The 26631-nt window shown below is 68.6% G+C and carries 26 protein-coding genes; 10 read left to right on the top strand and 16 right to left on the bottom strand.

What is annotated here, in order from left to right:
- Positions 1-95: 95 nt before the first annotated feature.
- A complete protein-coding gene (locus tag SLNSH_RS14755; RefSeq protein WP_106337776.1) occupies positions 96-1253 on the top strand; it encodes a DUF1236 domain-containing protein in 1158 nt (385 codons plus the stop codon).
- A gap of 54 nt (positions 1254-1307) precedes the next feature.
- Here the strand turns inward: SLNSH_RS14755 and SLNSH_RS14760 are convergent, their stop codons facing one another.
- The 11 genes from SLNSH_RS14760 to SLNSH_RS14810 form a co-directional block, all read right to left on the bottom strand.
- Positions 1308-1490 carry a hypothetical protein gene (locus SLNSH_RS14760; RefSeq protein ID WP_106337777.1) on the bottom strand — a complete coding sequence of 61 codons (183 nt, stop codon included), beginning with the start codon at positions 1488-1490 and terminating at the stop codon, positions 1308-1310.
- 22 nt (positions 1491-1512) lie between these two features.
- The gene (locus SLNSH_RS14765) at positions 1513-2055 is read right to left on the bottom strand and encodes a hypothetical protein (protein WP_196240265.1); all 543 of its coding nucleotides are present in this window, start codon (positions 2053-2055) and stop codon (positions 1513-1515) included.
- Between the two features lie 14 nt (positions 2056-2069).
- On the bottom strand, positions 2070-3083 hold the full coding sequence (locus SLNSH_RS14770; protein WP_106337778.1) for a formate dehydrogenase subunit gamma: 1014 nt from the start codon (positions 3081-3083) through the stop codon (positions 2070-2072).
- A gap of 19 nt (positions 3084-3102) precedes the next feature.
- On the bottom strand, positions 3103-3699 hold the full coding sequence (fdh3B, locus tag SLNSH_RS14775) for a formate dehydrogenase FDH3 subunit beta (protein WP_106337779.1): 597 nt from the start codon (positions 3697-3699) through the stop codon (positions 3103-3105).
- A gap of 11 nt (positions 3700-3710) precedes the next feature.
- Positions 3711-6629 carry a formate dehydrogenase subunit alpha gene (locus tag SLNSH_RS14780; RefSeq protein WP_245422359.1) on the bottom strand — a complete coding sequence of 973 codons (2919 nt, stop codon included), beginning with the start codon at positions 6627-6629 and terminating at the stop codon, positions 3711-3713.
- A 24-nt stretch (positions 6630-6653) separates the two neighbouring features.
- On the bottom strand, positions 6654-6866 hold the full coding sequence (locus SLNSH_RS14785; RefSeq protein ID WP_106337781.1) for a twin-arginine translocation signal domain-containing protein: 213 nt from the start codon (positions 6864-6866) through the stop codon (positions 6654-6656).
- A gap of 3 nt (positions 6867-6869) precedes the next feature.
- The gene (locus tag SLNSH_RS14790) at positions 6870-7508 is read right to left on the bottom strand and encodes a TorD/DmsD family molecular chaperone (RefSeq protein WP_106337782.1); all 639 of its coding nucleotides are present in this window, start codon (positions 7506-7508) and stop codon (positions 6870-6872) included.
- Between the two features lie 99 nt (positions 7509-7607).
- Positions 7608-8252, bottom strand: a complete 645-nt coding sequence (locus SLNSH_RS14795; RefSeq protein ID WP_106337783.1) for a DUF3306 domain-containing protein — start codon at positions 8250-8252, stop codon at positions 7608-7610.
- The gene (locus SLNSH_RS14800; RefSeq protein ID WP_106337784.1) at positions 8249-8728 is read right to left on the bottom strand and encodes a DUF3305 domain-containing protein; all 480 of its coding nucleotides are present in this window, start codon (positions 8726-8728) and stop codon (positions 8249-8251) included. Before SLNSH_RS14800 ends, SLNSH_RS14795 begins: the two co-directional genes overlap by 4 nt.
- The gene (locus SLNSH_RS14805) at positions 8709-9770 is read right to left on the bottom strand and encodes a DUF6352 family protein (protein ID WP_106337785.1); all 1062 of its coding nucleotides are present in this window, start codon (positions 9768-9770) and stop codon (positions 8709-8711) included. Before SLNSH_RS14805 ends, SLNSH_RS14800 begins: the two co-directional genes overlap by 20 nt.
- Complete coding sequence (locus tag SLNSH_RS14810; RefSeq protein WP_158266766.1) at positions 9761-10453, bottom strand: biotin/lipoate--protein ligase family protein; 693 nt, start codon at positions 10451-10453, stop codon at positions 9761-9763. The genes SLNSH_RS14805 and SLNSH_RS14810 overlap by 10 nt, the downstream gene beginning before the upstream one ends.
- A 79-nt stretch (positions 10454-10532) precedes the next feature.
- Here SLNSH_RS14810 and SLNSH_RS14815 point away from each other — a divergent pair, with 79 nt between their 5' ends.
- The 7 genes from SLNSH_RS14815 to SLNSH_RS14845 all read left to right on the top strand — a co-directional run bounded on the left by SLNSH_RS14815 (position 10533) and on the right by SLNSH_RS14845 (position 16936).
- Positions 10533-12617 carry a 4Fe-4S binding protein gene (locus SLNSH_RS14815; RefSeq protein WP_106337786.1) on the top strand — a complete coding sequence of 695 codons (2085 nt, stop codon included), beginning with the start codon at positions 10533-10535 and terminating at the stop codon, positions 12615-12617.
- 23 nt (positions 12618-12640) lie between these two features.
- The gene (locus tag SLNSH_RS14820) at positions 12641-13873 is read left to right on the top strand and encodes an MFS transporter (RefSeq protein WP_106337820.1); all 1233 of its coding nucleotides are present in this window, start codon (positions 12641-12643) and stop codon (positions 13871-13873) included.
- A gap of 37 nt (positions 13874-13910) precedes the next feature.
- On the top strand, positions 13911-14267 hold the full coding sequence (locus SLNSH_RS14825) for a DUF190 domain-containing protein (protein WP_106337821.1): 357 nt from the start codon (positions 13911-13913) through the stop codon (positions 14265-14267).
- Between the two features lie 174 nt (positions 14268-14441).
- On the top strand, positions 14442-14828 hold the full coding sequence (gene crcB / locus SLNSH_RS14830) for a fluoride efflux transporter CrcB (RefSeq protein WP_106337787.1): 387 nt from the start codon (positions 14442-14444) through the stop codon (positions 14826-14828).
- A 78-nt stretch (positions 14829-14906) separates the two neighbouring features.
- Complete coding sequence (locus SLNSH_RS25715; RefSeq protein WP_106337788.1) at positions 14907-15173, top strand: GCG_CRPN prefix-to-repeats domain-containing protein; 267 nt, start codon at positions 14907-14909, stop codon at positions 15171-15173.
- A gap of 322 nt (positions 15174-15495) precedes the next feature.
- Positions 15496-16083 (top strand): response regulator transcription factor, encoded by a 588-nt coding sequence (locus SLNSH_RS14840; RefSeq protein ID WP_106337789.1) that lies wholly within the window; start codon positions 15496-15498, stop codon positions 16081-16083.
- Positions 16084-16144: 61 nt separating this feature from the next.
- Positions 16145-16936: a helix-turn-helix transcriptional regulator gene (locus SLNSH_RS14845; RefSeq protein WP_106337790.1), complete on the top strand. Its 792-nt coding sequence runs from the start codon at positions 16145-16147 to the stop codon at positions 16934-16936.
- A 19-nt stretch (positions 16937-16955) separates the two neighbouring features.
- On the opposite strand, the gene SLNSH_RS14850 is transcribed toward SLNSH_RS14845, so the two are convergent.
- From SLNSH_RS14850 to SLNSH_RS14860, 3 genes are read right to left on the bottom strand one after another with little or no spacing between them, the layout of a single operon-like run.
- Positions 16956-18422 (bottom strand): oligosaccharide flippase family protein, encoded by a 1467-nt coding sequence (locus tag SLNSH_RS14850; protein WP_106337791.1) that lies wholly within the window; start codon positions 18420-18422, stop codon positions 16956-16958.
- Entirely contained in the window at positions 18419-19834 is a 1416-nt protein-coding gene (locus SLNSH_RS14855; RefSeq protein ID WP_106337792.1) for an O-antigen ligase family protein, read from the bottom strand. Before SLNSH_RS14855 ends, SLNSH_RS14850 begins: the two co-directional genes overlap by 4 nt.
- A 51-nt stretch (positions 19835-19885) precedes the next feature.
- Positions 19886-20815 carry a methyltransferase domain-containing protein gene (locus tag SLNSH_RS14860; RefSeq protein WP_106337793.1) on the bottom strand — a complete coding sequence of 310 codons (930 nt, stop codon included), beginning with the start codon at positions 20813-20815 and terminating at the stop codon, positions 19886-19888.
- A 169-nt stretch (positions 20816-20984) separates the two neighbouring features.
- On the opposite strand from SLNSH_RS14860, the gene SLNSH_RS14865 reads away from it, so the two are divergent.
- Entirely contained in the window at positions 20985-22163 is a 1179-nt protein-coding gene (locus SLNSH_RS14865; RefSeq protein WP_106337794.1) for a glycosyltransferase family 4 protein, read from the top strand.
- Here the strand turns inward: SLNSH_RS14865 and SLNSH_RS14870 are convergent.
- Both SLNSH_RS14870 and SLNSH_RS14875 read right to left on the bottom strand, forming a co-directional pair.
- Positions 22160-23974, bottom strand: a complete 1815-nt coding sequence (locus SLNSH_RS14870; RefSeq protein ID WP_106337795.1) for a GumC family protein — start codon at positions 23972-23974, stop codon at positions 22160-22162. The two genes, SLNSH_RS14865 and SLNSH_RS14870, sit on opposite strands and share 4 nt — an antisense overlap.
- 51 nt (positions 23975-24025) lie before the next feature.
- Entirely contained in the window at positions 24026-25225 is a 1200-nt protein-coding gene (locus tag SLNSH_RS14875; RefSeq protein WP_210202516.1) for a polysaccharide biosynthesis/export family protein, read from the bottom strand.
- 110 nt (positions 25226-25335) lie between these two features.
- Between SLNSH_RS14875 and SLNSH_RS14880 the strand changes: the two genes are divergently transcribed.
- Positions 25336-26562 carry a glycosyltransferase gene (locus SLNSH_RS14880; RefSeq protein ID WP_106337797.1) on the top strand — a complete coding sequence of 409 codons (1227 nt, stop codon included), beginning with the start codon at positions 25336-25338 and terminating at the stop codon, positions 26560-26562.
- Positions 26563-26631 lie beyond the last annotated feature (69 nt).

The raw sequence follows: 26631 nt of genomic DNA on the forward strand, positions 1-26631 counted from the left end.
CCGCTATGAAGGTTTACTTGCGCTCACGCGCCTGAATTGGGGAACGCCAACCTCTCGTTCCTGTTGTTTGGTCACTTCGAACAATGGGAGAGAACATGCGTAAGCTGCTACTGACATCCGCCGCCGCGGTCGCGCTGGCCCTGGCGGCAGGCGCCAGCCAGGCCCAGACGGGCGGCGCTGGCTCGCCCCTCCAGCCCGGCGCTTCGGGCGGCTCCTCTTCCGGCGGTTCCGCAGGGGCCCGCTCCGGCTCCGACATGGGCGGCAAGGGCGAAGCCCAGCGCGCCACCGAGTCCTCGTCGGGGGCCGCCCGCAGCAGCGAGGTCGCTCCGGCGCGCTCTGGGGCGGACGCCTCCGGCAAGGCCGCCGCGGACGAGTCGACCTCCACCCACGGCAAGGGCGCCCGTTCGGCCGAGAGCCCGTCCGCCAAGTCGGGCGCCGAGGCGCCCCGCGGGACCGCCCAGGGCGAACAGCCGCACGGCAAGGCCACCGCCGAAAGCGCGCAGGGCGGCAAGGGCGAGGCGCAGCGCCCAGCTCGAGCCGAGACCCAGCAGGCCCCGTCGAAGTCGGGCACGGCTGCGGCCGAGCCGTCGTCGAAGTCCGGCACGGCGGCGACGGAGCAGCAGGGTTCGCGCTCGCAGTCTTCCGCGTCGCAGGAGCGGCCGGGCGCCACGATTCAGTCGCGCTCCAGCGAGGCTTCGGGCAAGGCGGGCAACCTCTCCACGGGGTCGATCAACGCCGCCGCCAAGCTCTCTGGCGAGCAGCGCACCAAGGTGACCTCCACCTTTTTTGAGCACGCCAAGCCGGCCGAGCGCGTCAGCTTCAACGTGTCGGTGGGCACGACCGTCACGGACGAGGTCCACCTCTATCCGGTGCCGGAGACGATCGTCAGCATCGTTCCGCAGTATCGCGGCTATGACTACTTCGTGGTCCGCGACGAGGTGGTCATCGTTGAGCCGCGCACGAAGAAGATCGTGGAGGTGATCCACAAGTCCGGAGGCAAGGGCGCCTCGATCAATATCCGGCAGGACAAGGTCGGACTGATCAAGCGCGAGTTGAAGCCGCGCCAGACCATCCGCAAGGAGGTCACCATCGAGGAGGGCGCGGTGGTCCCGGAGGACATCGAGCTGGAGATCGTGCCGGAGACGGTGATCTCGGAAGTGCCCGAGGTGCGCACCTACCGCTACTTCCGCCAGGGTGACGAGGTGGTCCTGGTCGACCCGTCCAGCCGTCGCATCGTCGATGTGATCGAGTAAGGCGGAGAGAAGCTCGCAGCCGAGAAGGCCGCCCCTCGGGGCGGCCTTCTTTCGTCAGGATTTCGCTGACCGCTCGCGGCCCCAGGGCGGCCCGATCAGGTTCTCACCCGGGTCGCCCACCCGCGCGCCAGAGGTGCTGAAGGCCCGCCATGCCGGCGTCTGCATGTTGGTCAGCACCAGCCCGGCCGCCACGCCGATCAGGGCCGCCAGAACGATGCCCCCAACGATCGTGCGCATGAGCGTCTCCTTTCACGCAAGGCTAGGGACTGCTCGGCGCCGGCTGGCCGCCAGGCTGCTGGCTGGGCTGCTGGTCAGGTAGCTTGAGCGCGGCGAGGGCCAGGAGCGGCGCAGGCATGACGACGCCCGCACGCCGCATGCGCTGTGCGACGCTTCGGCATCCGCCGAGATCATTGTTCTGGGCCAGCGCCTTCACGTCATCGAGAGAGGCCTTCTCCTCCTTGGCCGGGGCTTGTCCGGAGGGCGCCGAGATGGGGGCGCTCATGCCGGAGGCCTGTGGGGCGTTCTGGCCCGAGGCTTCCTGGCCGGGCTCCTTCGATTTCGGCGCTTCCACGGCGACGTTGGACTGCCCGGTCGCCTGGCTCGCGGAGCCTCCCTGCGGAGGCGCCTTTGCGGCCGCCGGCTGCTTGTTCTGCTCGGAGGTCATGAAGGCGACGAGCTCGCCGCAAAGGTTCGCGGGTCCGCCGCCCGGGGCGGGTCCCGCAGGCGGCGGGCTCTGGGCGGCTGCGGCTCCGGCGAGCACCAGCGCAGGCAGGGCGACGACGAAAACACGAGACAGGGCCATCATGCGATCCTTCGCTACTCGGCGGGGGCCGGCGTGCCGGGCCGGCCGGCGCGAGGGGCGCGCTCCTCCGCCAGCACCTTCTCCGCCCAGACGCTGTGGTGCGTCCTGGCCCAATTCAGGTCGACGGAGCCGCTCTCCATGGCCTGGAACGCGCCTTCCATGCCGAGCGTGCCGATGTAGATGTGGCCGAGGATGACGGCGATCAGAAGCACGGCCGCGGTCGCGTGCACGTACTGGGCGAACTGCATGCCGTTGATGTCCAGCAGGGCGAAGGGAAACAGCATCAGCACGCCTGACACGGAAATCGCCAGGCCGAAGATCACGATTCCCCAGAACATCAGCTTCTGGCCGGCGTTGAAGCGCTCCGCCGGGGGATGCGATCCGTCCAGGAAGCCGCCGCCGGCGCGCAGCCAGGCGATGTCGACCCGGTCGGGGATGTTGTCGCGGACCCAGGCCACGATCATCACCAGCAGCCCGAGCATGAACGCCCAGGCGACGAAGTTGTGGGCGTATTTCGCCCAGTGGGACCAAGTCGCGAAGGCGTCGGCCCCAATCAGGGGCATGAGCAGCCGCTTGCCGAAGAAGTAGTTCAGGCCGGTGATGGCGAGCACCACGAAAGCGGTCGCCGTGAGCCAGTGGCCTAGCCGCTCCACGGCCGAGAAGCGCAGGACCGTGCGGCCGCCGGGGTCGCGTGGTGGCGCGGGGATGCGTCCCTTGATCAGGTAGAACGCGGCGAGACCCGCGAGCACGGCCAGGATGATGATCCCGGCCAGCCATGGCAGCACCCTTTCATGGAAGCTGCGATATTCGCGTCCTTGCGGCTGCTCCAGCGTCGCCGCCTTGCCGTCCGGGATCGTGATGCGGCCCTGGAGCTTGCCGAGAGCGTTCAGCAGGTCGCGCTCGTTCACCGACTGCGCCGTCGGGTTCGCGCCCGTCATGGGATCGGCGGCGCGTGCGGCCGGGACGAGCGCGACAGCGAGCATCGCCAGGACGGCGAGGGCCGGAAGCAACCTGCAGACGCAACGCATCGGATCACCTTTCGTGCGGTCAGACCTCGATCGTCTCGTGGTAGGCCGTGCTCCAGCCCCAGGCGCCCGACCCGTAGCCGCGCTTCTCGACGCGGGCCTTGTAGATGGCGGCGATGATGTCGCCGTCACCGGCCAGCAGGGACTTGGTGGAGCACATCTCGGCGCAGAGCGGCAGCTTGCCTTCCGCCAGACGGTTCGCGCCGTATTTCACGTACTCGGCCTCGCTTCCGTCCGGCTCGGGGCCGCCCGAGCAGAAGGTGCACTTGTCCATCTTGCCCCGAGACCCGAAATTGCCGACCCGCGGATACTGGGGCGCGCCGAAGGGGCATGCGTAAAAGCAGTATCCGCAGCCGATGCACAGGTCCTTCGAGTGAAGCACCACGTGGTCCGGCGTGGTGTAGAAGCAGTCCACCGGGCATACGGCCTGACACGGCGCGTCCGTGCAGTGCATGCAGGCCATGGAGATCGAGCGCTCGCCCGGCCGGCCGTCGTTGATGGTCACGACGCGGCGCCGGTTGATGCCCCACGGGACCTCGTGTTCGTTCTTGCAGGCCGTAACGCAGGCGTTGCATTCGATGCACCGGTCTGCGTCGCAGAGAAATTTCATACGGGCCATGCGTTTCTCCCTCAGGCCGGCCGGATCTGGCAGAGCGTCACCTTGGTCTCCTGCATGCCCGTCACAGGGTCGAAGCCGTAGGTCGTGAGCGTGTTGACGCTTTCGCCGAGCACCACCGGATCGGTCCCCGAGGGGTAGCGCGAGCGCAGGTCCTCGCCCTCCCACCAGCCGGAGAAATGGAACGGCATCCAGGCGACGCCCCGACCCACGCGGTCGGTGACGAGGGCCTTCACGCGCGTCTTGGAGGCGTTCTCGGCTCCGAACACCCAGACCCACTGGCCGTCCTTGACGCCGCGATCGGCGGCGTCGCGGGTGTTGATCTCGACGAACATGTCCTGCTGGAGTTCGGCCAGCCACGGATTGGACCGGGTTTCCTCTCCGCCGCCTTCGTATTCCACGATGCGGCCCGAGGTGAGGATCAGCGGGAAGTCCTTGGCCACGCCCCGGTCGACGGCGGACTTCTGGACCGTGAAGCCGGCGTTCACCATCCGGAACTGCCGCTCGTCCGGACGGGTCGGGTACTTGGAGACCAGTTCCGGCCGGGGCGAGTAGATCGGCTCGCGGTGGACGGGCACCGGGTCGGGCAGGTTCCACGCGATCGCGCGCGCCTTGCCGTTGCCGTAGTGCATGACGCCGTGGTCCAGGCAGACCCGCTGGATTCCCCCAGAGAGGTCCGTGGCCCAGCTGACCGTGTCGACATTGTCGCCGCCCACCCGCTGGATCACGGCGAGTTCGTCGGCCGTGAGGTCGCGGTCCCAGCCGAGCTTCTTCAGGACCGCCATCGTGACCTCGGGATAGCCGTCCGTCAGCTCCGAGCCGAGCGAGAAGGAGTCCTCGGCCAGCAAGGTCTGTCCGTTGCGCTCCGTCCCGAAGCGGGCCCGGAACGTGCTTCCTCCGTCCTTCACATGGAGGCTGGTGTTGTAGAGGATGGCGGTTCCCGGGTGCCTGATCTCGGGCTTGCCCCAACAGGGCCAGGGCAGGCCGTAGTAGTCGCCGCCGACCTCAGGGGCGTCCTTGGGCGCGCGCAGCGTCACCAGGTCGAATTTCGACTGGTTGCGCATGTGGGCCTGGAGGCGCTCAGGGGACTGGCCGCAATAGCCGGTCGACCATCCGCCCCGATTGATCTCGCGCAGCAGATCCTCCGGCGATGGGCGGTTGTTCTCGACCTTGATGTGCTTGAACATCTCGTCCGCGAAGCCGAGCTTCTTCGCCAGCAGGTACATCACCTCGTAGTCGTCCTTGGACTCGAAGGCCGGCTTGACGATCTGCTGGCCCCACTGCAGCGACCTGTTGGAGGCCGTGCGGGAGCCGTCCGTCTCCAGGGAAGTCGCGATCGGCAGGAGGTAGGTGTTCTCCTTCCGGTTCCCTATGGCCGCGAAAGTGGTCGGATGGGGGTCCATGACCACCATGAGGTCGAGCTTCTCGAGCCCCTTCAGCATCTCGGGCATGCGGGTGACAGTGTTGCCGCCATGGCCCATCACGATCATCGCCCGCAGGTTGCTGCGCTGGTCGACGTCCTGCTCGGGCTGGATGACCGCGTCGAACCATCGGGTCGAGGTGATCCCGGGCGTCTCCATGTTCTCCTTGCGGCTGCGCGCGGGGCGCCCGGCCTTGGCCGGGACCTCGTCGAAGCGGTCGCGGAGCGACTCGTAGCTCACGTCCCAGACGCGGGCCCAATGCTTCCAGGCGCCTTCCGTAAGGCCGTAGTAGAGCGGCAGGGTCGTGATATCGAGGCCGAGGTCGGTGGCGCCCTGGACGTTCGTGTGGCCGCGGAAGATGTTGGCCCCGGTCCCGGGCTTGCCGACGTTTCCCGTCGCCAGGCAGGCGATGCAGAAGGCCCGAACGTTGGCGGTGCCGACCGTGTGCTGGGTCGCGCCCATGCACCAGATGATGGTCGCGGGCTTTTCCGTCGCGAACTTCCGGGCGACCTCCTTCAACTGCTCCGGCGGGACGCCGGTGACGCGCTCGACCTCGTCCGGCGTCCACTTGTCGACTTCCTTGCGGACCTCCTCCATGCCGTAGACGCGGGTGCGGATGAATTCCTTGTCCTCCCAGCCGTTCTGGAAGACGTGCCACAGCAGACCCCAGACGAGGGGGATGTCCGTGCCCGCGCGGAAGCGGACGTAGTCCGTCGCGTGCGCCGCCGTCCGGGTGAAGCGCGGATCCATGACGATCATGTTGCCGCGATTGATCTCCTTGGAGGCGAGGAGATGCTGCATGGCCACGGGGTGCGCCTCGGCCGCGTTGCTGCCGATGAACACCATGGTCTTGGCGTTCCGGATGTCGTTGTACGAGTTGGTCTGGGCGCCGTAGCCCCAGGTGTTGGCCACGCCCGCCACGGTCGTGCTGTGGCAGATGCGGGCCTGATGGTCGACCGAGTTGGTGCCCCAGAAGGCCGCGAACTTGCGCAGCAGGTAGGACGCCTCGTTGGTGAACTTGGCCGAGCCCAGCCAATAGACCGCGTCCGCGCCAGCCTGCTGGCGGATGGAGAGGATCTTGTCGCCGATCTCGTTGATGGCGTCCTCCCAGGAGATGCGGCGCCACTCGCCCCCGGTCAGCTTCATCGGGTATTTCAGCCGCCGGTCGCTGTGCACGATCTCGCGGATCGCGGCGCCCTTGGCGCAATGGGAGCCCCGGTTGATGGGGCTGTCCCACGAGGGCTCCTGGCCAATCCACACGCCGTTCTGGACCTCCGCGGTCACGGTGCAGCCGACCGAGCAGTGCGTGCAGATGTTCTTGCGGATCTCGACGGGAGCGCCTGCGCTCGGGGGCGGACCCGCTTTCGCCTCACGGATGGTTCCGAGCGGCAGCTCGCCGAGGGAGGCCAATCCCCCGAGCACCAGAGAGCGCTGGAGGAAGCCACGCCGGTCAAGTCCGGCCGCGCCGGGTTCCTGGCTGGGCGAAGAGGCTGAACGCCGGACGCTGGACACTCGCCTGGTCAACACGGGGCGGCCTCACTTCTTGAGCGTTTCGTAGCCGTTGACGCGGTAGTAGGCCTTCACGTGGTCGGTCTCCCGATACCGGCCGCGCATCTCCGTCGGGCCGGGGTCGTAGGCCTCGGCCGGCTCGGGCGCCACCGCTGCGGCGGCCGCGCCCAGAGCGAGCGTGCCGCTGCTCAACCCTTTCAGCAGGCCCCGGCGGCTCATGCCCCGTTGCGCTTTCGCCATGGCTCAGACCTCCCCAACTGCCGGGTCCGGCGTCGCGAACCGAAATGCGGCGGCCTCGACCTGCAGGAAAACGCGACCGACGTCGGCGACGCTGCGGTAGAACCGCGCCTGTTCCGCCCGCCCGAGGTCGTCGAAGAATTGGGGCGCCCACGTCGCGATGTGGCGCTCGAACATCGTGCGCTGGACGGCGTCGCCCAGCGGGGAGCGCCGGACGAGCCGGCTCATCGCCTCGCAGAGCACGCCGATGTGGTCCTCGGGTTCGGCGCACCCGGCCTCGCGCTCCAGTCCCGCAGCCGCCAGATCCTGCCTCAGGCGGGCAAGAGGCCGTTCCTGGAGAAATCCCGTGAGGTAATAGGAGGCGTAGGGAACGAGGGTGCCTCGTCCGACGCCGACAAAGAGTTCGAAGTGCTCGCGCTCGACCTCCGTGGGCGCGCGCGACGCGGCCGCGGCGGCGAGCGCCTCGTGGGCGCGCCCGAGTTCGCTGGCGCCGCCGCCCAGGCGGGAGAGGCGCTCGAGCAGGTCGGCGTCGGGAGGGGTCAGGAGCAGGGTCGAGAGCAGCGCATACTCGCCCGCCCGCGCCGCGCCGATGGCGGCGGCTGGGTCGGTAGAGGCAACAAGACCATCCTGCGAGTTCTCTCGCATGCCAGTCTCCCCGCCCCCGAGTTCCGGCTTAACGCCGCTGCTCAACTGTTAGGCTACGCCATTAGATCGATCTTGCAAGCTCGGCGGCCGCGAACATGGTCAGGGAGGAAACCGGGGCTTAGCGCCGCCGTGGCGCGGGCGCGGCGGGGCAGGATCCGACGATTGGGCCTCCTGCTCCTCGACCGGGGCTGCGGGACCGGTTTTCGTTTCGGTTTCCGCCGGCTCGTCCGAGTTAGCGGGCGCGATCGCCGGCTGACCCCCGCCGATGGCGGACGTCTGGTCCGAGCCAAGGCCCGCAGGCGCGCAATTGGGGGCACTGTCCCCCGCCGCGCTCGCCTGCGGGATGGCGGACGCCAACCGCTCCGAGGCCTGCGCCGGGCCGAAGCCGTGCATCGAGCCAGGCTGGTTGAAATCCCAGGCGTATTCGGCCGGGCCGACATAATCGCGGATGACCGGGTCCAGGCTCCAGAGCCGCCGCAGCGCCGCCGTCTTCAGGGCCGCCGAGACCGCCGGATGCAGGAAGGCCGAGAAATCGCTCTCCGCGGTCAGGGTTTCGATGGGCGGAAGCTGCGGCGCGTCTTGCGCCTGCTCCCCAAGATCGGGTTCCGAAGGCGGCGCCGGGCTTGGAGAGGCGTACTCCTCCGGCGCATCGTCCTTGGCCGTCGCCTCGCCCCGTTTGCGCCGGGACCAGCGGGACAGGAAGGGCTCCGGACCGCGAGGAGGCCTTTCGTCGCCGGCGGTCATGCCCCCCTCCCCCGCCCCGGCTCGCCCCGATCGCGTTGGCGCTTGATGAAGGGACGCTCCACATGGTGCTGCGCGACGAAGTCCCGGACCTGCTCCGCCAACCAGACGGGCATCGGGACGGTCTCGACGACATTGCTCCCGGCCTCGGTCATGGCCTCGCCCCCGGCCGGATCGGCGGTCAGCATCATGACGCGAACACCGGGCGGATCCGGGGAGTCCCGCAGCACGGCCCATAGCAGCGGCTCGCCGGTCGCGAGGTTGTCGCGATAGGATCCGGTCTCGGCGGAATGCAACTCGATCCCGATCTCGCCGGCGAAAAAGGTCGTGCTGGCTTCGCCGCTGGCCAGGGGAGTCCAGGGCGCAGCCGCGGCCCCGGCCGGCAGCACCGCGACCGGCCTCCAGGCCACACCCCCCCAGGGGCCGCTCAATTCGCGGCGTTCCACCGCCAGAGCCACGTCAAGCACCACCATGGCCATGGGCGTCCTCCGGGCTTGCGTCGGCCAGCGGCAGGCCCGCCACCAGGTTCTGGGGCTTCATGCGCAGCACCCTGGTGTCATCCATTCCGAGGATGAGCCAGATCGGCCGGCCGGCCATCCGCGGCGCCACGCGCTCCTTGTCGTGCAGATCCAGGCGGTAGAGGCCCAGCACCTTCGCCGGGTCGGGATCGCCGCCGCGCCACACGGCGTCCCCGATAGCGGAGCCGGCTGCGTTCAGGCCGACGTACCATCGCCAGTCAGGGTCCTCGATCCGCTCGACCGGGGCGATCGTCGCCTTAAGGCCCAGCAGATGGCGGAGCCAGCCTGTCATGGCGGCCGCCAGCGCTTCCTGGCCCGGGCCGCCGGGCTCAAATCGCAACGCGAAGTCGAAGGCGTCGCTGCGCGCGAGGTAGGGGCGCTCGTCCTCCTCCGTGATCACGTCCAGCTCCGCTTCCGGGTCGTCCAGCAGCATGCGGGCCAGCGGCGACGCATTCCTGGCGGCTTCCCGGATGGACACGACTTCGTCGTCGGCCAGCAGCACGCCTCCCTCATGGAAGGCGACCCGCTGGGGGCGGAACAGGATCTCCGCCGCCCGCAGCACCAGGGGCGAGCGCTCCCTGTCTAGCGCGCCGCGCAGGACGATCTGGGCCCACTGGTCGAGAAACAGCGAAGCGGCGGGGCGGCTCTGCCGAACAGCGGCCAAATAGGCCCCCTCCACCGTGCCCGCGGTCAGGAGCAGGCTTCGGTGCGCCAGCAATATCGACCAGTTCTCGCGGGCGTCCGCGTCCTGGATGGCCTCGATCTCCTCGGGAGCGACCGGCCGTTTCGGGTCGCCGGTCAGGAGTGATCCATGGAGGGCGCGTTCGGCCAGGCAGGCCTCGGCGGGCGGCACGAGTTCGGGCCGGGCGAGATAAAGCTTCAGGAACTCGTCGGTCACCACCGCCCAGCCGGCCTCGTCAACGTCGAGCAGCTGGCGCCCACTCGAGATCCAGAAGTCAGAGCCCGCGCACGAGCAGTGGGCATGTCCCTCCGTCAGAGCCATCCGGCGAGGTCCCCTTCCAGCCATGACGGCTTTTCGAGCGCATCGGCCAATCGGCCCTCGGTCCAGCGGCCTTGAGCCGGCCCGCCGATCGCGGCCGCTGAGGCCTGACCGCCAAGCCGGGGGACATAGCGGCGCAGGGCGGCTTCCGGTCCGAGTTCGGTCCATTCGTGCAGGGCGAGCAGAAAGAAACGCGCGAAGCGGGCGACGAACGCGCCGTGGTCGCCCAACTCGACTCCGACTTCCTCAAGGGAGGCGAGCGTAGGCCTCCAACCGGGCTCCTCGGGGCCCATGCTGACGCGGCGAAGGGTCGCGCCGAACACCAGCCAGTCGGGCGGGACGTCCTCCGCGCTGGACGGTGGGCATCCCAGGCGCCCCCCGCCGACCAGAGCCCCGTCGAGCATGACGCGATCCGGCCAGGAGAATGACACCGGGGCTTCCGGTGGCGCATAGGCGGCGATGGCGTCCGCCAGCGCGTTCATGCCCGCATAGAAGCAGGTCCGCGCATGGCGCAGGGGCGCCTCGGGCTCGAGCACGACGGCCAGGTCGACGCGATCGAAGCGCCCGACCCAGAACAGGGCCCCCGCCCCGACCTCGGCCGCCGCGCCGCACGCCCGCGCGAAAGCGTCCTGGACCTCGCGCAGGACCACGGGGCGGAACACCGGGGGAAAGTCCAAGATCTCCATGCATTCCCTGCTTGGACATCCGCTGGACCACATCTTGTGATTGTGGTTCGCTTTCGTAAAGGACTTGGCGAGGCCGATCATGTCGCAGGAAGGCCGCCGCACCACCCTGGTCTGCTCCTGCGAGAAGACCATGCCGGACTACGGGCCCGCGGCTGCGAAGGCCCAACCCGAGGACCGGGTGATCACGGGCGACTGCTTCTGCGCCACGGAGCAGAATCGCGTCCGAGGCGCGTTCACGTCCGGCGCGCCGGTGGTCACCATCGGCTGCACCCAGTACGAGGGCCTGTTTCGCGATCTCGCGGCCCAGCTGGGCTATGAGGGCGAGCTGCGGTTCGCGAACATCCGCGAGACGGCCGGCTGGTCGGACCAGGCGGCGATGGCCGGCCCCAAGGCCGCGGCGTTGTTGGGGTCGGCGGGACCGTTTGAAGAGCAGCCGCAGATGGGCGTGCTCGATCCCGTCGAGTTCGCGAGCGAAGGCGTTCTCTTGATCTATGGCCGGGACGAGCGCGCGATCGAGGCGGCCGAGGCCTTGTCCGACCGGCTCGACGTGACAGTGCTGCTCACCGGCGAGCAGGACGTGACCCCGCCGCGCGCCTGGGACGTCCCCGTCGTGCGCGGGACCGTCAGGAATGCATCGGGCCACCTGGGCGCCTTCGAGCTGGTCGTCGACGGCTTCGCCGAGCCGCGGCCGTCATCGCGCGCCTCCCTTGCGTTCGGGCCGGGACGGGACGGCGCGAAATCCCGGTGCGACATCATCCTAGACCTGTCGGGGAGACAGGCGCTGTTCCCGGCGCCGGACCTTCGCGACGGCTACCTTCGCGCCGATCCCGGCGATCCGGCGCTCGTGCGCCAAGCGATTTCGGCCGCTGCGAACCTCACGGGCGAGTTCCTCAAGCCGCGCTACGTCGCGCTGACAGAAACCCTTTGCGCCCACTCGCGGTCCAGGATCACGGGCTGCTCCCGGTGCCTCGACCTTTGTCCCACAGGAGCGATCCGGCCCGCGGGCGACCACGTCGCGATCGATCCCCACGTATGCGGCGGCTGCGGCGACTGCGCGGCCGCCTGCCCCACCGGCGCGGTCGCCTACGCAGCGCCGCCGACCGACGAGGCGCTCCGGCGCGTCCGCCAGCTCATCGAGGGATTCCGGCGCGCCGGCGGGCGGGACCCGATCATCCTCTACCATCCGGACAAGGAGGGGGCCGACATCATCGACGCGCTCGCGCGCTTCGGGCGCGGCCTGCCTGCGCGCGTGCTGCCCGTTGCTGTGAGTTCGGTTCACCGCCTCGGCCTGGAGTTCTGGTGCTCTCCCCTGCTGTGGGGCGCGACCGCAGTGCGGGCCTGGTCCCGCGAGAGGCCAGCCCACGCGTTGGACGGCCTGCACGCGACCCTACGACTTGCAGAAACCTTGACCGCGGCCCTGGGCTTCGAGGAGGCGTGCGGGCTGATCGCGACCGACGACCCCGACGCCTTGCGGGAGGCCTTGGACGCGGCTCCCCAGGCGGGTGCGACGCGCATATCGGCCTTCGAGCCGGCGGCGGAAAAGCGCAGGCTGTTTGCGGCCATGCTCTATGAACTGCGCGCCGTGGCCCCCTCCCCGGTCGATGTCGTCCCACTCCCGGCGGGAGCGCCGTTCGGCGCCGTCCAGCTGGATCGGGAGGCCTGCACCCTGTGCCTGTCTTGCGTCTCGGCATGCCCCACGGCCGCCCTGGGCGACTCGGCCGAACGGCCGGCGCTGTTCTTCGCCGAGGACGCCTGCGTCCAGTGCGGGCTGTGCGCGGCGACATGCCCGGAGCGGGCGATCACCCTCGTGCCGCGCGTGAACTTCGGCGCCCAGGGGGCTCCGCGCGTTTTGCTGAAAGACGAGGAGCCGTTCTGCTGCGCCGCCTGTGGCAAGCCATTCGGCGCCCGGAGTTCGATCGAGCGCGTCGTCGCCAAGCTCGGCGACCACTGGATGTTCAGCGGCCCGAACAAGGCGCGGCTCGACGTCCTGCGGATGTGCGAGGACTGCCGGGTGCAGGCCATCGTGAGCGACGGCCTGGACCCTCACGCACCCGGCGCCCGGCCCGCCCCGCGAACAGCTGACGACTACCGCGCCGGCCCCTCGCCTCGGGATGGTGCGGAGACGCCCAGCGCAACGCCTTCCCCTCCCGCCGGAACCGGATGACGGCCGCCGGCCTGAGGACCTGCATGCAGAACGAGAACTCGTCAGGATCCGGCCGCATGCTGGCCCAGATCCCCCGCGGCGTCTGGGCGCTGGGGTTCGTGAGCATGTTCATGGACATCTCCTCGGAGATGATCCACGCGCTGCTGCCCGTCTACCTCGTGTCGGTGCTGGGGGCCACGACAGTCACGGTGGGCCTCATCGAGGGCGTCGCCGAAGCGACCGCCAGCATCACGAAGATTTTCTCGGGCGTGCTCTCGGACTGGCTCGGGCGGCGCAAGCTGCTGGCCGCGATCGGCTATGGGCTGGCGGCCTTCACGAAACCGGTCTTTCCGCTGGCGCCGACCGTCGGCTGGCTCGTGGCGGCGCGCTTCGTGGACCGGGTGGGCAAGGGAATCCGGGGCGCCCCGCGGGATGCGCTCGTGGCCGATCTCACGCCCGGCCACCTCCGCGGAGCAAGCTTCGGCCTAAGGCAGTCCCTCGACACGGTGGGGGCCTTCCTGGGCCCTCTCGCCGCCATCGGGCTCATGCTGCTGTCGGGGGATCATTACCGGCTGGTGTTCTGGATCGCCGTGGTCCCCGCCTTCATCGCGTTCGGGCTGCTGCTGCTCGGCGTGGAGGAGCCCGCCCGCCACGTGCGGGAGGGCGCCAGGGCGCCGATACGACTGCTCGACACGGCCCAACTGGGCGGCGCGTTCTGGGCCGTGACCGGCGTCGCGGCCGTGCTCACGCTTGCGCGCTTCAGCGAGGCGTTCTTGGTGCTCCGCTCGTGCGACGCGGGCCTCCCCGTCGCCTGGGTTCCCATCGTGATGGTGGCGATGAACATCGTCTACGCCCTGTCCTCCTACCCGGCAGGGGCGCTGTCGGACCGGCTCGGACGCCGCGGCGTCATGGTCGTGGGCGTCGCCTTTCTGATCGGGGCCGACCTGCTCCTGGCCATCAACGGCTCCTTCGCCGTCCTGCTGGCGGGCGTAGCGCTGTGGGGGCTGCACATGGGCTTCACGCAGGGGCTCCTCGCAACGCTGGTGGCCGACACGGCCCCTGCGCGGCTGCGCGGGACCGCCTTCGGCGTCTTCAACCTGGCTGCAGGCGTCGCCATGCTGGCGGCCAGCCTGATCGCCGGGGCGCTCTGGGATGCGTATGGCGCGCCGGCCACATTCCTTTCCGGCGCGGCCTTCACAACCTTGGCGCTGGCCGGATTGCTGGCCCTGCAGCAGCCAAAGGCTTCGACGGGAACGCCGTCGCAAACGGGTCTATGATGCATTTCTGATGGAAGACATCGCCGAGGGCGTGGCCATGCAGATGCCAAGCAACGCGGTCCTGCTGAGGATCTTTACGGGAGAGAACGACCGCTGCGGGAGCCAGCCTCTCTATGAGGCCATCGTCCTGAAGGCGCGGGAGATGCACCTGGGGGGCGCTACGGTGCTGCGCGGCCCCATGGGTTTCGGCCACTCCAGCCGACTGCACACGGCCAAGATCCTGCGATTGTCCGAAGACCTGCCGCTCGTGATCGAAATCGTCGACAGCGAGGAGAAAATCAACGCCTTTCTCCCCATCCTGGACGGGATGATGGACAGCGGCCTGGTCACGCTGGAGAAGGTGCAGGTCCTGCAATACGGAAAGCAGCGTCTTGGGCAATCCACTCCCGCCTGAACACGCCCGGTCGCCCGTCGTGAGGTCAGTCGCGTCGTCCCCTTGATCGACGTCCGCAGAGCGGCGTAACCCTTGGCTGGGCTAGGGGAGTTGGAAGAATCGCAGGCGCGTGGCGTTCCCGCCGCAGTCTGTTTCCCCCTCCCCGCCTCACGCCCACTCGCCATCGAGGATCTCATGCAGGCCTATCTCTGGATCACGCTCGGCAGCGCCTTGGGCGGACTGGCGCGCTACTGGTCGTCTGGCGTGATCGCAAACGCGTTCGGCGGGTCATTCCCGTTCGGAACCCTGTTCGTCAACATCCTCGGCTCCTTCATCATCGGCTTCACCAACACGCTGACCGGGCCAGATGGACGGTTGCTCGTGGCGTCCGAATACCGGCAATTCGTCATGGTGGGCCTGTGCGGCGGGTTCACCACCTTCTCCAGCTTCAGCCTCCAGACCCTCACGCTCGCGCAGGACGGCGAGTTGGCGCAGGCGGGAGCCAACGTCGTGGTGTCGGTGGTGACATGCCTGGCGGCCGTCTGGCTGGGGCATGTGACGGCGGCTGCGCTGAACACCTGAACGCGCGCGCCCGCGTCCCTCTTCGGAACTCTCGCTGACCAGCAAGGTTGAGGCGCGGGGGGCTCAGGAGGAAATCGGATGCGCAAACTGATCCTTGCAGCCACGTTTTCGCTGTTCGCCGCGGCGCCTTTCGCCGCCCAAGCAATGCCCATCCAGACGAATCCCGCGCCTGACAGCGGCGTCACGCTTGTCGCCGGAGGGTGTGGCCCCGGGTTCCATCGCGGACCCTGGGGAGGCTGCAGGCCGAATCGCCGGGTCTGGGGACCTGGCCCTGGCTTTCATCGCTGCGTGGTCCGGGTCCACCGGACTCCGTGGGGCGTACGCCGCGTACGCACCTGCCGCTGATCGAGGGGCCCGGCGCAAGCCGGGCTTTTCATTTGGGGGCGCCTATAGCCCTCCGGGCGGGCGCCAGTCTCCAGAGCCGTCGCCCCCCGCGACTCAAGCTCCATCATGCCCTTTCGAGGTACGCCGTTTGGCTTGCTTCTACGCCAACGGGTCCATTGCGCATCAAGCCGTTTGGCCACAAAGTCATGAGCCAAAAAACTACCGGTGGTCTGCGGGTGCCACACCGGCTTTCCAAGCGGACCATCTCGATTCCACGATGGACATACATCGTCGCGCGGATGTTCGGGGGGGCATAATCATCGCAACAAGGGCCCCAGCGAACATGAGTACTCCGCTGCTGGACCGAATTGCAGACCATGACCTGGCCGCCGGCGAACACGCCGCAGCGCCATCGCCGGCTGAAGGCAACGGACACCATCAGGCCGAAGCCACGGCCGACAAGGGCTATCCCGTCGACAGGAGCCGAGCGGAAATCGGCCTTCTCCTGGTCGGTTCGTTCCGGCTCGAGCGTGAATGCCTGGCGCAGGCCATCCAGAAGCGCTGCCCCCAGTTCAAGATCTTCGACCTGGATTTCGACCCGCTGCAGCTGGAGCAGCTCGGGGAGTGGGCGGACGTCGTGGTGTTGAGCCGGAACGGCCTGGGCAGGGCGCACGAGGACATCAGGGTCGCGCTGGACGCCTTGCGGGCCTCGACCCCGGCGCCGGCGACGATGATCATCTCGGACCTCAGCAACGAGCAGGACGCGCTTTGGGCCCTGAAATCCGGGGCTGCTGGCGTGTTCTCGATGGACGAAGGCGTGCAACTGCTCATCGCCGCCATCCAGGTGCTGCTGGCTGGCGGACGTTACGTCCCGGCGAAAGTCCTGACGCACTGGTGCGAACAGGGCGGCGCCGTTCCTCAGAGACCATAAGGCCACAGGCCTGCGAAGGGGCTTCCGACATCGCGACAGGGGGCGGACAAGGTGGAGCGACATGAAGCTATCCGAGCCGAACACTCCCGAAGGCGCCCGCGCCTACTGGTTCGCGCCGCCGTCCCGGCATGGGCCGACGCGAACCGCCCCGGTGGCCCTGGTCGTCGACGCGCGGGAGCTTGCGCGCCAGACCATGATCGAGGCCCTCAGGGACTTGCTGCCGCATGTTCAATTTCTCGAGGCCGCTTCCCTGGCTGCTCCGATGACCGGCGCCCATGCATGCGACGTGGTGATCGTCGCGGCTGAGCACGTCGCCGACCTCGACAGTCGCGATCTCCAGGAGAGCCTGGAGGCCTTCGCCAGGGCTCATCCCAGGGCCGCCCTGGTCGTGCTTCTCGAGGACGCCGTCTCGCCCCTTTCCGAGCAGCTGAGCGGCGACGTCGCGGGCTTGATGCTGGCCGACGGGTCCATCGAGATATTGGCGGCGGGGCTGCAGATCGTGCTGGCAGGCGGCTCTTTCGGGCCGGTCAGTCCGCCGCGAGCCGGTTCGGCCTCCGGGCAAGCGGCCGCGAGGGACCAAGTTCCGGACGTCGCCGGCGCCTCGACGGCCGACGCCGAACTGGTCGACGACGGATTCACCAAACGCGAAGCCGAAATCGTGCAGTTGCTGCTGCAAGGCCTCCAGAACAAGCTGATCGCCTTTGAGCTGCAGGTTTCCGAAAGCACCGTGAAGGTGCATCTGCGGAACATCATGAAGAAGCTGCACGCTTCCAATCGGACGCAGGTCGCCATGCGGGTGAACGGAGCGCGGCTCCTCGACGGGCGTCCCACGATGCGATTGCCGGAGCAGTGAGAGAAAGTTCAAGGCCGCCTCAGGACCGGCCTGATCGCCACCCCGCCGGCAGCAGCAGGTCGAGATCCTTCCAGGCCCCCACCGCGTAGTCGCGCGTGGCGAGGGCGAGGCAGGCGCCGTAGGACACCGCTCCGACCGCGCAGAGCAGCGCGAAGCGCAGCAGCACTGGCGTGTCCGCCATGAACGTTCGCAGGGGCGTCAGGACCAGGACCATGGCCAGGCCCGCCAGGACGGGAGGTCCCACCACGCGCCAGATGTTTCGCTCGGAGCACCCGAGTCCGGCGGCGAGCACGCGCACGGAAAGATAGAGCGCGGCGTGGGCGCCCATCACCTGCGCGACAACCGCTGCGGTCAGGCCGAAGAACGCTCCGGCCAGCACTGCAAGCGAGATCAGGGCCACCGCGAACGTGGACATCTTGGACAAAAGCCGCGTCTTGCCCGAAGCGAGCACGAGCGACGCGAGCAGAGCCAGGACAACGGTCGGAGCGGCCGCGAAGGCCAGCACGGTCATGACCTCGGCGCTCGGCGCCCATCGTGGACCGAACAGGAGCTGCACGAATTCAGGCGCGACCTGGCCTGCCCCGTAGTAGGCCGGCACGGCGACGACGAGGACGAGACGAAGCATCCGCAGGAACTGGGTCTCGCGCTCACGCGCCTCGAAGCGGGCCAGGGCCGAGAGCGCCACACCGGCAGCCGGCTGGAGCACGAGTTGGGAAACAGCCTCCAGCGCCCGGGAGCCGACCCTGTAGAAGGCGAGCGCCTCGAGGCCCGTGACGAAGCCGACCACGGCTTCCGGCGCGCGCTCCCCAACCTGACTCAGGACGCGGCTGGCGCTGGCGCCGCTCCAGTAGCGGCCCAGGTCCCAGGCGTGATCAGGCGAAAACTGCATTCCGGGCGACCAGCCCAACGCTCGCCAGCTGAGCAGCAGCTGCAGGGCGGAGAAGGCGACCCGCTGGGCCACCAGGGCCCAAGGCCCCCAGCCCGCCAGGGCGAGGGGCACGGCGAGCAGCCCGCTGCCGAGGGTGGCCAGGGACAGCCGCCATGCGATCGCCTGGTAGCGGAAGGAGCGCTTGAACAAGCCTTCCTGAACGCAGCGCGGCGCCTCCAGCAGCAGAATGATCGAGAGAGCCGCCAGGATGACCCCGGCCTGATGACCATAGATGCGCTCCACCACCGGCGAAGCCAGCGCCGCACACGCCAGGAAGGCGGCGAAGCCGGCTGCAAGGGCGACCCAGAACGCCGTGTTGACGTAAGCCTCATCCATGTCGCTCCGGCTGATCACCGCGTCCGTCACGGCCGCGAAGAGGGCCATGCGGACGAGTTCCATGCAGAGCGCCTCGAAGGAGACGAGCCCCAGTTCGGCCGGCTCGATCGAACGGGCGATCACGGCGAAGATACCGAAATTCGCGACCGCGATCGCCACTCCCGCGCCGGAAAGCCACAGGGCTCCCTTGAGGGTCTGTCTTCCGATCCCGGCGGCGCTCATGCGAGCGGCCGCGAGGTCGTGTGGCGGGGAAGGCGTGAGCCGGCCCCGAGGGCTCCGACGGATCGCCGCTGCGACCTCAGGCGAAGCTCCCCGAGGGGAGCTGCGCGGATGACCCGGGCCGGACGCGCTACCTCCGCGCCGAGCCAGGTCTGCGCGAGCAGGAAGGCATAAAGAATGTCTCCCTCCAGGGTCCAGAAGGGCATGGTCCCGATGTTCAGCACCAGGAACAGGGCATGGAAGGACAGCAACAGCCACCGCTGCTCGCCACGGGCGGAGGCGGCCTGGGCGGCGAAGGCGGCCACCAGCGTCATGATGCCGAGAAGTCCGAACAGCCCGAGTTCATAGAGCGTCGAAACAAAGGTGTTGTGGGCGTAGAGTTCGAACCTTTCCGCCCAGGATTCCGGGCCGAAGCCGAACAGGATCTGCACGTCGGAGCCGTGCATGTAGCTGTCGATGTATTGGCTCCAGAGGTACGGGCGCCCCGAGAACATCCGCTGCTCGTTGAAGGTGAAGAACTCGGGCCCCTGGATGAGGGCTGCACCCTTGGCGAGCGCGACACCGATGTCCGAGAAGCGCTGCTGGGCCATGACGGCCAGGAACACAGCCACGGCGATCAGGCAGGCGGCCAGCCCGCAGAGGACGACGGGCCGCTGGCGACCGGGCGTCTTCTGCAGCACGCGAGTCACAAGGTAGACGCTCCAGGGCGCGGCGGCCGCCAGCATCGCGGTGCGATAGTTCGCAAGTCCCAGACCGGCGGCGATCACCAGCAACATCAGAAGGGTGAAGCGCAGGCTCGACCAGTTCGCGTAGCTCGCGACGAAAAGAAAGGTGAGGATCAGAATCGCGAACGCCTGCTGGTGCTGGTATCCGCCCACGAAGCTGCTCACGCCTTCGTAGTTGGGCGCCTTCAGATCGAACAGGACCGAGAGCCACTGCAGCAGGATGGGGCCGGCGAAGACGAGCGCCAGGGAGCGGTAAAGCCGCGCGGCCCCCAGTTCCACCGCCGCCTTGTAGGCGGCCAGCGCAAACACCGTGACGAACAGCCATTTCAGGCCAACGTTGACGCCCCCGAACGCCCCCTGGTTGAGGATGGCGCTGACGGCGGCCAGCCAGATCATCAGGTGGATCGGCCAGAGCCGCCGGTCCAGCAGCGCGGACGCGCCGACGGTCCAGACGCCGGCGATCACGATCAGGAATGACGACATCGCGATGGGCGTCAGGCCCAACGGCGTGGGCAGGAAGGTGTATTCGTGCAGGGTCGAGATGCTGTAGCGGAGCCAGCACGCCAGGAGGAGGAAGGCGGCGTGCCGGTTCCGCAGCCGGACGGCCTCCCTCAGGGCGACCACGAACAGCGCCCCCCAGATCGGCAGGGAGATGTAGAGCGGGAACGAGGGGGAGACGAGGTTACCCAATGCGCCACCCTGGCGAGGGACGCGGGCGCCCCGGGTATGCCGCTGACCTACTCAAATCCTGACCGCCTGGATCATCCCGCTGCTCGTGACCAAGTCCTCGTCGCTCATGTGCGCGAAGCGCGGGGCGAGCCGGTCGCGGCTGATCTCGGACGGCCGGGTTTGCCGCACGGCCTGGACCACCTCAAAGCCAGCGCCCTCGGCGAGCGCGAGATGCCTTGAAAACGGCTCCCTGTTCATCCGGTTGGTGCGATGGCGCTGCAGCAGGTCCCAGACCGCGTCCGAGCATGTCCAGTGCCCGTTCCACTCGCGCGTGCGCCCCAGGCTCTTGAAGTCCAATTCGTGGGAGATCAGGCCGCCCGGCTTCGTCCAACGCGCCATGTCGGCGTAAAGGCCCGGGAGGTCCTCGACCAAATGAAACACGGTCTGCGTGAGGGTGAGATCGACGCTGGCGTCGGGAATCTCGCCGGGTCGCCACGGAGCGATGGAGCGGAAGATCGCATCCTGATCGTCCGGCGGTGCTTCCTGGCGGACGGCGCGGCGGATCTGGGCCAGGCGGGCCTCGGAGAGGTCGGGCTCCAGATCGGCCGGATAGCGGTAGCTCGCGAGCCGCGGAAACATGCCCGGGAATTCGTGGTGATCGGGGATGGACGCGCCGCGGCGGAAGAGCTCGACCAGCTCCTCCAGGATGTCCGCATTCCGATCGGCTGACGCGTAAGGACGGGCATCGAGCCCGATATAGCGGCGGGACCCGGATAGCAGCGCGGCAAGGCCGACGCCGTTGCTGTCGCCCGGCCCGATCTCGACCACGGTATCGAAGGGCCCCCCTCGGCCCTCCTTCGCCAGCAGGGCGAGGTGCCTCATCCAGACCGCATAGCAGTACCTGGCCGACGACGTGCCGCCCGTGCGGCGACCGTCGATGCCCCGCAGGCCCGGCAGACAACTCGCGACGCCAATGGCGATCGATCGGAACGTGACGGACATGGCGTCCCCACCTTTCGAACCAGTTCGACCGTGCCACGCGGTCCGCCCTGTTCAATTCACCCGAAAGACTTAGACGCAGTCGCGGGCGCGCAGGGCCGCCGCGCTGACCGAAGTGCCAGGATTTTTGGCAGGTTACGAAACAGTAAATTCGCGCATCGGAGACACATCGATGCGCATAGGCGTGCTTGGCTTGCGTGGCTTGCCGGGCGTCTCAGGGGGCATCGAGACGCACTGCGAGCATCTGATCGGTCATCTGGCGAGGCAACGCGCGGGTGACGAAATCACGGTCTTCGGCCGACGCCGATATCTGGCGGCCGAACCCGGCGCGCACCACGGCGCGCGGGTGGTCCCGCTCTGGCACGCGAAAAGCGCCAAGCTGGAGACCCTGTCCTCCTCCCTGGCGGCGCTGATCCATGCGCGCTTCGCCTTGCAGGCGGATGTCGTCCACATCCACGGCATCTGCTCGGCGCTGCTCAGCCCGCTGGCACGCCTCCTCGGAATGAGGGTCGTGGTCACGCACCATGGCTGCGACTACAAGCGCCAGAAGTGGAACCGGTTGGAGCGCAGCCTGCTTCAGGCGGGCGAATGGTGCGGGGCGACCTGGGCCGACCGCATCATCACGGTGTCGCCGACCATCGCCCGGGACCTGTCCGAACGGTATCCCCACGCTCAGGTCCGGGCCATCCCGAACGGGGCCGACCATCTGGCCGCCATCCGGGTCGAGCCGGGGTTGGCCGACGCGGTGATCCGCAAGCATGGTCTCGAGGATGGACCGTTCGCCATCTCGGTCGGGAGGCTCGATCCCGACAAGGGCTTCGACGACCTGATCGCCGCGCATGCGGAGAGCGGGTGGACCGGCAAGCTGGTGATCGTCGGGGACGACCCACGGCAGTCTCCCTACGCGTGCGGCCTGCTGGCCAAGGCCTCGCCGCGACTCGTGTTCACCGGCTTCCTGCCCGCGACGGACATCGCAGCCCTGCTCAGCCGCGCATCGCTGTTCGTGATGCCCTCGCACCAGGAGGGCTTCCCGATCGCGGCGCTCGAGGCGGCGATGGCCGGGACGCCTCTGCTGCTCAGCGACCTCCCCGCGACCCGGGACCTGGGCCTGCCGGAGCGGCACTACTTTCCGGTCGGCGACATCCAGGCGCTGGCGCGCAAATTGGGCCAGCCGCATCGCTCCTTCGCGCTGGCGGACAGAACAGGCCTGGAGAAATACAACTGGGCCGCCGTCGCGGCTGCGACCTCGGCCGTCTACGACGAAGTGATCGCCAAGACCCGGCGCCCGGCCCGGCTCCACGGCTGGCCCGCTCCAGGCCACCGCGCGCATGTCAAGACCGGCCGAGGCTAGCCGGCATCTCGCGTCCAACGGGCGCGGGCCCGATCGCCCCATGACCGTGGGGTGATCGCCCGATCGCGATCGAGGGCTGCGAGCGGCATGCCCGTGAGCGCCGCCGCAATGGCCTTGTCGGCGACTTCCGGCGCCTCCAGGCAGGCATACTGGACCTGCTGGCGCGTTGTGCGGCCCCATCGGACCACCGGGACGAAGCAGTCGACCAGGGGAGCCGCGGCCCTCGCTTCGGGAGAGGCGAGCAGCGGCGGCAAGTCGACCACCACATACCGATAGGTGTCCTTCGCGGCCCTGAGGATGGCGGCGAGTTCATCGGCCAGCGTCATGTCACGCGCGGCCTCCCGGCCGGCGATCGGGGCGAAGACGAGGTCGCCGAGCTGGTAGCAGCGCAGCCCGCGCGCGCCGCCGGATCCTGCGTCCTGCGGATCGGCTCCTGGGATGTCGAGAGAGCGGCGCAAGCCGGAATTCTCGATATTGGCGTCGATCAGCAGCGTGGAGGCGTAGCGGCTGAACGCAAAACCCAGGTTGGCCGCGACCGTGGACGCCCCGTCGCCGGGCGTCGTCGCGACGACTCCGAGGACGGCGCAATTGCCCGAGTCGAACTCCAGATCGATGGCGACCTGTATGGCTCGCGCCGCCAACGCGAAGCTCGAACCGGGGACCCGCGTCGAGAGGTCCAGGAGCCCGCTTGCCTCCGGCTCAGGCTCTGGCGGGTCCCGGTTCTCCTCCCGATGAACGTCGTCCTTGCGCGCCTCGTGCTTGCTCGGCGCTTCGACCAGGGGGAACACCGCGACCGTGCGGACGCCGAGCAGATCGGTCACCACGGCGGGGCGCTTGAGAGTCGTCTCCAGCTGTTCGCGCGCGAAGCCCAGGAACAGACCGGACCCGAGCCCGAAGATGAGCCCTCCCGCCAGGATGATGATCGCGCCAGGCCCCTGCTGGGTGGCCGGCGGGAGGGCGCGGCTCACCAGCTGGGCGTCGAGGGTGATGTAGGAGAAAAGCTGGGCGCTGTCGGCGAGGCGTTTCAGGTAGCTCTCGTAGGCGTTGCGGACCGCCTGGGCGGCGCTTTCGAGATCGATGCGCACCGCCCGGGCCTGGTCCGGGCGCGAGCGGTAGTCTTCGGCGGCCTTTTCCGCATCCCGCAACTCCATCTTGAGCTGGTTCGTGCGGTCCTGGAGCCACTCGCGGACTTTCTGCACCTGTTCCTGCTTCACTGCGAACTGGTTGCGCAGATAGGCCTCGACCAGGCGGTTGCTGAGATCCGCCGCTCGCACCGGGTCCGGGGCGGTCGCGTCGACCACGAGCAGGTTGGTCACACCCACCCGGCGCACGAGAAGCACCTTCTTGAGCCTGTCGATGATCTTCTTGCGGGTGGTGGCCGGCTCAGGTCGGCCGGAGCGGATGAGGCCAGCCGTCCAGTCGCCGATCCACTCGGCCCATCCAGGCTTGTTGAAAGCGGGGTCCTTCGCCAGATCCAGCTCGTCCACAACCGAGCCGGCCACCTGGTCGGATTTCAGGATTTCGAGCTGGCTGTCGACATTGGCGGGATCGGGAGTCGTCCCGTTGCCCTGCGGAGCGAGCAGATCGGTGTTCTTGGTGTCGATCAGTACGCTGGCGGTCGCGACGTATTTGGGCGGGCGCAGGATCGCGAATGCGGCCGCCGCGACCAGCGCCGCAAGGGTGACGTTCCGGATCAGCCTCGACTGGCGACGCACGATCCCGCGCAGATCGACCAGGTCCGGAAGCCCGGGAGCGGCGCGACGCAACTCCAGGCGCGCCTCGGGCTGTTCGGGAAGAGCACGTTGCAGCATCGGATCGATCTCCCAGCTTCTCAGCGCTCCGAACAAGCTCGGCCACCAGGCCTAGAAGGCGCCCTTCCGAACATGCGCGAATTTGACTTCGACCACGTCCCCGGGACGCAGTTCCTCACCTTCGTCGGTGACCTGCCGGCCGTCGCCGGGCTCGCCCTTGCGGTAGAGCGAGACCTCCCGGTCCCCCGCTGTCGGGTCGGTGTCGGCGATCGGGATCCGGTCGGCGATGCTGCGAAGCTTGGCGCGCGTCGTCGACAGGGCGACGATGGTTTCGCGGAGGTCATTCAGCATGGCCACCCGCCGCCTGTCCTCGAGGGCCTGGTAGCTCTTGGTCAGGTCTTCGAGCTCCTTGCGCACCGCTTCCGCCTGCACCCCGATCTGCAGGGCCCGGGTGGCCGAGACCAGGCTGAGCCGCCGAGTGTCGGTCACGCGCGAGATCGGAACCACGTTGCGACGGTAGAGATCGTTCACCCGATCCACCTCGCCCGCGTCCAGTTGCGCCGCTTCTTCCTCCGTCTTGCGCTGGCTCGCGAAGACCGTGATGCGCCGCTCGGCGTCCTTCATGGCCCGTTCGAAATGGGCGCGCTCGCGATCGTACCTGGCGTTCTGGGCCGCGGCCTCTTCCGTATCGGCGTTGACGATCTCGGCGACGAGATCCTTCGGGAGAGGCGCGCCGGAGATCCCGGGGCCCTCGGCGGGTTTGCCCAGTTCGCGGCGTAGCCGGTCCTGACGCGCCGTCAGCTTCACGTACTGAATCCACTGGGCGCTCATTTCGCCGCGCAAGGCCGCGACATCTGTCTGCGGCAACCGGGCGAGGTCGTGGAAGCGGTCGTAGCCGCCAGCGACGGCCACGGCCTGGCGGATGGTCATGCCCGGCCTGAACACCACCTGGCCCGGCTTGGCCACATCGCCCAGCACATAGACCGGGCGGTAGTCGGCCACCTCGATGACGACCTCGTCCGGGGAGATGTTGACGAGGATCTCCCGGCCGTCGCTCGCCCGATAGACGATGGGCTTGGTCTGGATCACCCGGCGCACCGCATCCCGCAACTGCCCGACGGTGAGCCCCTGCGCCTTGATCTCACCGATCGGCGGAACGACGATCTGCCCATCCGCCCCGACCGTGATGCGACGCTGCAGCGTGGGAACGCTGGCGACCGAAAACTCCAGCACGTCCCCTGGCTCGAGAAAGGTGTCCGAGGCTGCAAAGGCCGGGCCGCCTGCCACGGACAGGATAAGCCCGACGAGCATCGGAATGCATTCACTCGTCCATCTGTTCATGGCGCCATCACCATCGACCAGCGTTGAAGGATTTTGTGATAAAGATAAAAGGCGAAACTCTGGCGGTAGGAGACGATCTTATGCCCCTGTTCGCAAATGAACGAGGCCAAGGTAGCCCATCCCGTCCGCGTTTGGCTTTCATCATCAATTCGCTTACTGCCGGCGGCGCAGAGCGCGCGTTGGTAACACTTTTGGCTAGCCTTTCCAGCCGGCTTACTCCATTCGAGGTACATCTTGTCTTGCTGGATGAGGAGCCGCAGCTGCACCGCGTCCCGGGCTTCGTGACGGTTCACGTCCTGGATTGCCGCGGTTCGATTGCGACGAGCGTCATTCGGCTCCGGCGTCTCTTGCGTTCGCTCGACCCCGAACTCGCGCTCAGCTTCATCAACCGTTCCAACTACGCCAATGTCGTCGCCGCGATCGGGACGGACCGCGGTTGCGTGATCAGCCAGCGAAACCACACGTCTCGCTACTTCCCCCGGAACGCCGAGGGCATGGTCCACCGGGCGCTGGTCCGTTGGCTCTACCCCCGCGCGGACGCGGTGATCGCCGTGTCCGACGGCGTCGCGGAGGACCTCGTCGCCTGCTTCGGGGCGCCACGCGAGAGGATGTCGGTCATCCACAACGTGACCGGGCGGGAGGATATCGAGCGCGCGGCCGAGGAACCGCCCGGCGTCGACCTGCCGGCCCGCTATCTCGTCGCGATCGGCGCGCTCGTGCCCGGCAAGGGCTTCGACCTGCTGGTCCGGGCTCTGCCGCTGCTGCCAACGGCGCACGACCTCGTCATCCTCGGCGAAGGCCCCGAGCGCGAGAACCTGGCCGCCCTTGTCGCCGAGCTCGGCTTTTCGGGCAGGGTGCGGATGCCGGGGCATCTCCGCAATCCCTATCCCGTCCTGAAAGGCGCCGAGGCGCTCGTGGCCGCGTCCTACTCGGAGGGCTACCCGAACGTGCTCGTCGAGGCGCTTGCGCTGGGAAGGCCCGTTGTGTCGACCGATTGCCCGGCGGGTCCGGCCGAGATCCTGGAGGGCCACGCGAGCGAGGGCGCCCCGGCCCTGGGTCGCTACGGCGTTCTTTCCCCGATGGGCGACTTTCGCGCCCTGGCGGAAGCGATCGGCCTGGCTCTCGCCGAGCCCAACCGCGCCCGTTTTTCCGCCTTGGGGCCGGGGCGAGCGACCGAGCTCGGAGATCGGGCGACCGAGGAATATTGGCGGGTGATCGAGGCCCATTTGCGCATGAAACGGCGGAGCGCGGAACCGGCTCATGCGCTCAGCAGCGCCGAAGCGCCTGGCGGGCCAGCAGGGACCTGAGCCCGTGAGGCTTCCGCCCGGGGCAGGCGCGTGATCAGCCATTTCGTAGAGACCGGCCAGGATCAGACG

The organism is Alsobacter soli (assembly GCF_003004785.1).
Taxonomy (GTDB): Bacteria; Pseudomonadota; Alphaproteobacteria; order Rhizobiales; family Beijerinckiaceae; genus Alsobacter; species Alsobacter soli.

Bases quoted from the DNA above. Each gene is read 5' to 3' on its own strand.
- SLNSH_RS14755 (WP_106337776.1), top strand. From the start codon at position 96: ATGCGTAAGCTGCTACTGACATCCGCCGCCGCGGTCGCGCTGGCCCTG.
- SLNSH_RS14760 (WP_106337777.1), bottom strand. From the start codon at position 1,490: ATGCGCACGATCGTTGGGGGCATCGTTCTGGCGGCCCTGATCGGCGTG.
- SLNSH_RS14765 (WP_196240265.1), bottom strand. From the start codon at position 2,055: ATGGCCCTGTCTCGTGTTTTCGTCGTCGCCCTGCCTGCGCTGGTGCTC.
- SLNSH_RS14770 (WP_106337778.1), bottom strand. From the start codon at position 3,083: ATGCGTTGCGTCTGCAGGTTGCTTCCGGCCCTCGCCGTCCTGGCGATG.
- fdh3B (WP_106337779.1), bottom strand. From the start codon at position 3,699: ATGGCCCGTATGAAATTTCTCTGCGACGCAGACCGGTGCATCGAATGC.
- SLNSH_RS14785 (WP_106337781.1), bottom strand. From the start codon at position 6,866: ATGGCGAAAGCGCAACGGGGCATGAGCCGCCGGGGCCTGCTGAAAGGG.
- SLNSH_RS14790 (WP_106337782.1), bottom strand. From the start codon at position 7,508: ATGCGAGAGAACTCGCAGGATGGTCTTGTTGCCTCTACCGACCCAGCC.
- SLNSH_RS14795 (WP_106337783.1), bottom strand. From the start codon at position 8,252: ATGACCGCCGGCGACGAAAGGCCTCCTCGCGGTCCGGAGCCCTTCCTG.
- SLNSH_RS14800 (WP_106337784.1), bottom strand. From the start codon at position 8,728: ATGGCCATGGTGGTGCTTGACGTGGCTCTGGCGGTGGAACGCCGCGAA.
- SLNSH_RS14805 (WP_106337785.1), bottom strand. From the start codon at position 9,770: ATGGCTCTGACGGAGGGACATGCCCACTGCTCGTGCGCGGGCTCTGAC.
- SLNSH_RS14810 (WP_158266766.1), bottom strand. From the start codon at position 10,453: ATGGAGATCTTGGACTTTCCCCCGGTGTTCCGCCCCGTGGTCCTGCGC.
- SLNSH_RS14815 (WP_106337786.1), top strand. From the start codon at position 10,533: ATGTCGCAGGAAGGCCGCCGCACCACCCTGGTCTGCTCCTGCGAGAAG.
- SLNSH_RS14820 (WP_106337820.1), top strand. From the start codon at position 12,641: ATGCAGAACGAGAACTCGTCAGGATCCGGCCGCATGCTGGCCCAGATC.
- SLNSH_RS14825 (WP_106337821.1), top strand. From the start codon at position 13,911: ATGCAGATGCCAAGCAACGCGGTCCTGCTGAGGATCTTTACGGGAGAG.
- crcB (WP_106337787.1), top strand. From the start codon at position 14,442: ATGCAGGCCTATCTCTGGATCACGCTCGGCAGCGCCTTGGGCGGACTG.
- SLNSH_RS25715 (WP_106337788.1), top strand. From the start codon at position 14,907: ATGCGCAAACTGATCCTTGCAGCCACGTTTTCGCTGTTCGCCGCGGCG.
- SLNSH_RS14840 (WP_106337789.1), top strand. From the start codon at position 15,496: ATGAGTACTCCGCTGCTGGACCGAATTGCAGACCATGACCTGGCCGCC.
- SLNSH_RS14845 (WP_106337790.1), top strand. From the start codon at position 16,145: ATGAAGCTATCCGAGCCGAACACTCCCGAAGGCGCCCGCGCCTACTGG.
- SLNSH_RS14850 (WP_106337791.1), bottom strand. From the start codon at position 18,422: ATGAGCGCCGCCGGGATCGGAAGACAGACCCTCAAGGGAGCCCTGTGG.
- SLNSH_RS14860 (WP_106337793.1), bottom strand. From the start codon at position 20,815: ATGTCCGTCACGTTCCGATCGATCGCCATTGGCGTCGCGAGTTGTCTG.
- SLNSH_RS14865 (WP_106337794.1), top strand. From the start codon at position 20,985: ATGCGCATAGGCGTGCTTGGCTTGCGTGGCTTGCCGGGCGTCTCAGGG.
- SLNSH_RS14870 (WP_106337795.1), bottom strand. From the start codon at position 23,974: ATGCTGCAACGTGCTCTTCCCGAACAGCCCGAGGCGCGCCTGGAGTTG.
- SLNSH_RS14875 (WP_210202516.1), bottom strand. From the start codon at position 25,225: ATGCTCGTCGGGCTTATCCTGTCCGTGGCAGGCGGCCCGGCCTTTGCA.
- SLNSH_RS14880 (WP_106337797.1), top strand. From the start codon at position 25,336: ATGCCCCTGTTCGCAAATGAACGAGGCCAAGGTAGCCCATCCCGTCCG.